The sequence below is a fragment of the Hydrogenophaga intermedia genome, from assembly GCF_000723405.1.
Taxonomy (GTDB): Bacteria; Pseudomonadota; Gammaproteobacteria; order Burkholderiales; family Burkholderiaceae_C; genus Hydrogenophaga; species Hydrogenophaga intermedia.
In genome coordinates, this window is record NZ_CCAE010000059.1 from 22,065 (window position 1) to 28,064 (window position 6,000).

General features: G+C 70.6%; 6 protein-coding genes. 1 reads left to right on the forward strand and 5 read right to left on the reverse strand.

The features are described from left to right. Positions 1-207 precede the first annotated feature (207 nt). A complete protein-coding gene (locus BN948_RS22000) occupies positions 208-1,251 on the forward strand; it encodes an IS630 family transposase (protein WP_158515861.1) in 1,044 nt (347 codons plus the stop codon). Positions 1,252-1,487: 236 nt separating this feature from the next. Here BN948_RS22000 and BN948_RS22005 read toward each other — a convergent pair whose 3' ends face one another. From BN948_RS22005 to BN948_RS22025, 5 genes are all read right to left on the reverse strand, one after another. Next, a complete protein-coding gene (locus BN948_RS22005; RefSeq protein WP_009515971.1) occupies positions 1,488-1,958 on the reverse strand; it encodes a hypothetical protein in 471 nt (156 codons plus the stop codon). 100 nt (positions 1,959-2,058) lie between these two features. Then, positions 2,059-4,056: an SdrD B-like domain-containing protein gene (locus tag BN948_RS22010; protein WP_009515970.1), complete on the reverse strand. Its 1,998-nt coding sequence runs from the start codon at positions 4,054-4,056 to the stop codon at positions 2,059-2,061. After that, positions 4,053-4,823 (reverse strand): fimbrial biogenesis chaperone, encoded by a 771-nt coding sequence (locus BN948_RS26945; protein ID WP_039877690.1) that lies wholly within the window; start codon positions 4,821-4,823, stop codon positions 4,053-4,055. Before BN948_RS26945 ends, BN948_RS22010 begins: the two co-directional genes overlap by 4 nt. Positions 4,824-4,851: 28 nt before the next feature. After that, positions 4,852-5,310: a hypothetical protein gene (locus BN948_RS22020; RefSeq protein WP_009515967.1), complete on the reverse strand. Its 459-nt coding sequence runs from the start codon at positions 5,308-5,310 to the stop codon at positions 4,852-4,854. Further along, positions 5,307-5,897 (reverse strand): hypothetical protein, encoded by a 591-nt coding sequence (locus BN948_RS22025; RefSeq protein WP_138820192.1) that lies wholly within the window; start codon positions 5,895-5,897, stop codon positions 5,307-5,309. Before BN948_RS22025 ends, BN948_RS22020 begins: the two co-directional genes overlap by 4 nt. Positions 5,898-6,000: the final 103 nt, after the last annotated feature.

A 6,000-nucleotide genomic window follows, 5' to 3' on the forward strand; every position in this document is an offset into this window, starting at 1 on the left:
TGAAGCACGACATACATGGACTCCCGGCGTTCGTTGGAAACGGAAACGCGGGCATGCAGCCCGCGCCGACCGATTCATTCTTGGAGCGCGTGCCAGGGCCACATGTAACGAAGCTTGAGTTAAGCCACGCGATGCATGCGATGGAAAACTTGTCGGAACGAACGGTCTGCCGGACACTGCGCGGGTGCGCCGAAATTGATTGCACTTATGATTTCGGGCGGAGCGGTCTTTCGGGAGATGGAAGCGATGCGAGTGGCGGAGCCGATAGAGACGGACGCGCAAACCGAGCGTGAACTTCGCGCGCTGGCCAAGGGGCGGCGGGTGGAGGCCCGCGTGCAGCAGCGCGCCAGCGTGATCCTGCTGGCGGCACAGGGCTGGCAGAACAAGGAGATCGCCGACGAGGTGAAACTCGATCGGCGGCAGGTGGCCTTGTGGCGCAGGCGCTTCATCGAAGGCGGTGTGCAGGCACTGATGCAGGACGCCGCGCGCTCGGGGCGCGCACCGAGCGTGACCGCCGCGGTCGAGTGGTACGTCCTGCGCACGACGCAGAACGAGCAACCGGCCTCGGGCGGGAACTGGAGCACGCGCAGCCTGGCCGCGCACCTGGGCATCAGCGCGACGACCGTGCGCCGCGTGTGGCAGCGCAACGGCATTCAGCCGCACGTATTGGACGGCGCTGCGGTCTCACACGATCCACCCCGCTTCGAGGGCCGACGGGTCGATGTCTTGGGGCTGTTCGTGGGCCCGTTCGAGCGCGCGCTGGTGCTGGGTTGCGATGACGCCCGGCCCGCGCGCGCGGGCGCCTGGGTCCATGACGACTTGGGCACGGCCAGCCTGTCCGCCGCGCTCGGGGCGCTGGAGCGAGCGGTGATCCCGACGTCACCCGACCCGTTGCGCCACCAGAAGTGGCTCAGGTTCCTGCATCTGGTCGATCGGCGGGCGCCAGAGTCCGTTCGCCTGCACCTGATCGTCGACAACCACGCGGCGTACCGGCACCCCGAGGTGAAGGCCTGGCTGGCGCGGCGCCCGCGCGTGGTGGTTCATGGGCCGTTCGACGAGACCCCCTGGTTGAAACGGGTTCGACGCATCCTGCGCGGCATCGCCGATCAGGGCGTGCGGCGCCACAGCTTCGTCCACCTGCCGGAACTGCTGCAGGCCATTGCGCAGCGCGTGGGACCGCATCATGAAATGCGCCAACCGTTCGTCTGGACGGCCCCGGCCCAGACCGCGCCGACGCGCGGGGAACGATAAGTGCAGAACAAATTGGCGCAGTGCAGCAAAAATCCTGCGTCGTGGCCTCAGGCTGTCGGTGCGAGGCTTACATCCCGAAACGGTGTTTCGTGGACCAGCGACCACGAAGGGTCCAATCGGGGCAACCTCACGCTCGATTGGCCCTCGGCGGGCGGGGTTGCTCGCGCCGTCCTCTCGCGTACCCAAGCGGTGCTGCCGCTGCCTTTTGCCTTCGGGGCAGCGCCCCAGGTCGGTGCTCAGAGTGCGCTGAGCTCGGTCTGCACGGGCCAGGGCATGGGGGTCTGGGCGTCGGCAGGGTCGCGCAGCGCGAATTCGTGGTGCAGGGCCAGTGTGTGGCGGCCATGGCGCGGCGTACAGACGCGATAACCCTCGCCCGTGCGCTGCACGCTCACGCCCGGCGCCCGGGTGCTCAGCGTCCATTCGCGAACCTCGGGCGAGGTCAACCGCAGACGGGCGCAAAAGCCCTGAGGCAGGGTCGTCAGCACCACCAGCTCCTGGTGCGCCTCGGGGGCGCCGCCCGCCGCCCACAGAGTGGCCGGGTGGCGGTTGTCCATCACGCGGGTCATCGGTGGTATCACGATGCGGAAGTTCACCGAGGCGCTGGCCGAGGCATTGGCGCCCGTGGCAAGGCTCGACTCGGGCCGGGCGCTCAGGGGCGCGGCCAGCACGAGCAGGGCGCAAGCAACACGAAGGGCGGTCGGACACATGCCGCCTTTATCGACCTTTTGACCGAGGACTTGAACCGAACCCGCAGGGCGAACGTGGGCTTGGCGCCGCTTGCGACCACCGCCGGCGTACGCTGCGCGGTTACTCGGCGCGCTGCACCGACAGGCTCAGCCGCGTGGTCTGGCGCAACTGCACTTCGGTCGGCAGTGAACCGTCGCCGACAACGTTCCAGGGCAGCGGCAGGCTGTCGGCGCGCAGCGTCACCGTGTGCGTGCCGCTGGCGACCAGCGGGAATTCGAAGCGCCCCTGGCTGTCGGTGCGCATCGCGTAGCGGTTGTCCAGGAACACCGTGGCGTTGGGTACGCCGAGTTCATTGGCCTCTTGCACGCCGTTGCGGTTGCCGTCGAAGAACACCACGCCCTCGAGCCGCCCGCCGCCCTGACCGGCCTGACCGCCCAGGGGAAAGTCGCGGCTGCCGGCCTGGCGCTGGTAGCGCAGCAACAGGTAGAACGAGCGGCCCGACAGCGTCTGGTCGACGACCACGGGTGGCGTCAGCGGGTCCAGCGAGGCCACCACCGGGAACTGGCCGCGGTTCCAGACCCAGCTGCCTTCCAGCTCCCAGCGGTTGTTCAGGCGCCAGTTGGCGTTGAGGTTGATGGAGCTGCGTTGGGCGCTGCCAGGGCCCTGTTCGGTGCTGAGGCTGCCGCGCAGGCCGGCGCGTTGGCCCACGGGCACGCTGGCGTTGAGTGCGGCCGTCCACTGGTTGCCGGTGAGGCCGCGACCGGCCTGTTCGCCTTGGCGCGCGATGCCCAGGCTGCTGGACAGGGCCCAGCCCGTGCTCACGGGCCATTCCTGGTCGTGCACCAAGCGCGTCAGGCGGCGCCGGCTGTCGCCGCCTTCCGCTTCCAGGCGCAGGCCGCTGGCGCCCAGGTCGTTGGTCCAGCGCCAGTCGCCGTAGGCGCTCCAGTCGCGCCCGTCCAGATCGCGCACGGCCAGGCCCACGCTGGCCTGGCTGTCGCGGCCCACGCGCCAACGCAGGCTGCCGGTGCCGTAGAAGCCGCGGCTGTCGCGACGGCTGATGCTGCGCAACCAGTCGAGCGAGCCGTCGGCCGACCAGCGCCGCTGCAGGTAGCGCGTGCGCAGGTACAGGCCTTCGAGGTCGCTGGCCATGGGCTGGCCGGCCCAGCTCAGGCCGGTGTCGAGCCGGTAGGCGCCCACGCCGTGCGACCAGGCGCCGCTGTCGCTGTCCCATTCCACGTCGGCCCAGCCGCCCTGGCGCGAACCGGCGATTGCGCTGGAGCGGTCGCTGAGCCACTGCGCTTGCCAGCGCAGCGCGCCCGCGTCATGGCGCAGCGCCAGGCGCGTGGCGTCGGCGTCCAGCAAGGGCGCGCTGTCGGGCAGGCCAAAGGGGCGCACGCCCTCGGCCCGCTCGTGCTGCAGGGCCACGCCCCAGCCGTCGCTGCTGCTGGGGCGCCATTGCGCGCCCAGCGTGTGCCGCCGCCCCGGCGTGGTGATGAAGCGCGTGTCGGGCAGGATGCCCAGGCGGCCCGGCTGACCGCTGCTGAGCTGCCACTGCCAGCCGGCGTCGGGCCGCTCCCATTCGCCGCTGAGGCCGCGCAGGTAGCTGGAGGGCACGTACACGCGCGAGGGCAGCCGCGTGAGACTGGGCGCCAGCGAGTTGATGAGGCCCAGTTCGTGGTTGCCGACCCAGCCGTCGCCCAACGGCACGCCGCGCTGGCGCAGGGTGAGCGTGCCGCCGCCGCTGCGCGGGCTGTACTGGCCGTCGAAGGACAGCGCGCCATGGTTGGGTGTTTCCAGCTGGCCATAGCCGCCGTAGCCCAGGTAGCTGCCGCCGCGCCGATCGAAAGGATCGCTGGCGAGCCGGGCTTCCAGGCGCAGGTAGCGCGGCCAGCCGCTGGCGTCGTAGTCGAGCGCGGGAGCGTCATCCACCTCCTGGGGGGGCAGGCCTTCGATTTCGCGGTCCACGTAGGGGGCGGGGGCTGGCGTGGGTGTCGGCGCATGCGTGGACGTTGCTGCGGCCGTTGGTGCGGCCGTTTGTGCCGGCGCCAGCCCCGGCCAGGCCAGAAGAAGCGCTGCCAGCAGGGCGTGGCTTCGCGGGCGCGCCCGCGCGAAGGTCATGGGGCGAAGCGCGCGTCCAGCGCCAGCGTGTTGCGCCCCCACTCGAGCTTGCCCTGGATGCGCACCGGAAACCGCACCGTGGGCGCGGCCTGTTTGCCCTCGCCCAGGGCCACGAGCGGCACGCGCCGCGTCTCGCCGGGCAGGATGGGCAGGTCGGCCGGGCCGAACTCGATGCGCTGTCCGGCATCGTCCGTGCCTTCCACGAAGCCGCCGAGCCGGCCATGCGCGTTGCCGGTGTTGCGCACCAGCAGCACGGGCGTGGCGTGGCCGTTCAAGGTCTCCACGCGGGTGTCGGCCAGTTCCAGGCGTGGCGCGGCGTCGCCCACGGCCGCGTAGACGACGATGCCGATGCGGCCGGCGGCCTGCACGTTGCCGCCGACGGTGGGGTCGCGCCCTTCCACCATGATCGCGAAGCGGCATTCACGCGCAGGGGTGTCAGCCGGGGGCGTGATCTCGAAGCGGTAGCGGTAGCGCGCGCCCGGCTCCACGGCGAATTCGCGTCGCTCGATCGCCACCCAGGGCCGGCAGCTCTCGGGCGTCAGCGCGTCGACGAAATCCACCGTCTGGTCGGGCTGGAAGATCCAGTCGTTGGTGTAGACGCGGTACTGGCCGCGTGCGTTGCCCGTCTGCTGCAGCTCGAACACCTGACGCAGGGTCGTCCCGGGCTGCACGCGCAGCTCGAAGCGCGGTGGCGTGACGTAGGCCGAGAAGCCCTGCGCGTGCGCAGCGGGTGCGGTGACGCCCAAGGCCAAGGCCCCGAGCGTCACGATGAGGACGCCAAGGCGTCGGAGCGGTTCAGTCTGCATCGAATTCGAAATGGAAGTTCAGCCGGCGTTGATCGCTCTGCCAGTCGGTCTGCGCGCGCAGGCGCATGTTCAACTGGTCGTCCAGCGTGGCACCCGGGATCACGCCGGCGAACACCAGCGTGCGCTCGCCGCTGACCACGCGGCCCGGCTGCAGCCGGCCCTGCGAGGTCCACACCGCTTCCACGGGCGAGGACTGGTCGCGCTCCAGCGCCAGGTAGACGCGCCCGCTGCGTTGCACGAAGGCGCGCGTGTCGAGGCGCACGTTGACCCGCACCCAGGCCTCGACCGCCCCCGAGCCGTCGGCCGCGGCCTGCAATGGGCGCCACTGCATCTGCACATGGGGGGGCACGGTGTGGGTGAGTGAGTCGTCGAGCCGGTGCGTCTCGGCCCGGGCCGCGGTGGTGGCCATGGCCGCCACTGCGGCCAGGAGGCAGGCGGCGCGTTTCATGGGCTGGTGACCGTGTAGGTGACGCGCGCCGCATACGTGCCCGCCGCGCGCATCGCGCTGTTGGCGTAGCGGAAACTGTGGCAGTTCTCGATGTAGGTATTGGCCGGAATGGTGGCCAGGAACTGCGAGCTGCCGCTGAAGGTGCCGGCGGGGATCACGTTGGGCGCGCCGCTGCCCGGCGCGCCCACGGTCCAGCTGATTTCGGAGATGGGGATGGTGTCTCCGTTGGCATTGGTGAGCACGGCGGGCGAGCTCACACGCAGCGTGGCACTGGCTGGCGCACCGTTGTTGTTGCGCTGGTAGGAGGCGCCGATCAGCAGCTGGCTGGACGGCGTCGGGCAGGTCAGGTAGTTGTCGCCCTGCAGGCTGTTGGACTGCGTGCTGTTGCTCGTCATGGCCTGGGCCACGCCATTGCCCAACTGGTTGGCGGGCACGCTCACCCGGACGAGGTTGATGGGTCCGCTGGTGGCGCTGCTGTTGCCGGCGGGCGCGCCATTGCCCACATGCAGGTAGACCCGGCGGCTGGCCTGGTTGATGGGGATCGACCAGCCGAAGGCGGAAGGCGTACCCACCGCGATGAGCATCAAGGCGGCGATCGAACGGGGCGGAAGCAGCCGGCGGAGCATGTTCGACAAGGCGCTGGGAAAGAGGGACGAAGGGCAGCGGGTGGTGGCAAACCCTTCGTGGGGC

What these genes read in the sequence shown, in the direction of transcription:
- BN948_RS22000 (WP_158515861.1), top strand. Translation starts at nt 208, where the DNA reads ATGATTTCGGGCGGAGCGGTCTTTCGGGAGATGGAAGCGATGCGAGTG.
- BN948_RS22005 (WP_009515971.1), bottom strand. Translation starts at nt 1,958, where the DNA reads ATGTGTCCGACCGCCCTTCGTGTTGCTTGCGCCCTGCTCGTGCTGGCC.
- BN948_RS22010 (WP_009515970.1), bottom strand. Translation starts at nt 4,056, where the DNA reads ATGACCTTCGCGCGGGCGCGCCCGCGAAGCCACGCCCTGCTGGCAGCG.
- BN948_RS22020 (WP_009515967.1), bottom strand. Translation starts at nt 5,310, where the DNA reads ATGAAACGCGCCGCCTGCCTCCTGGCCGCAGTGGCGGCCATGGCCACC.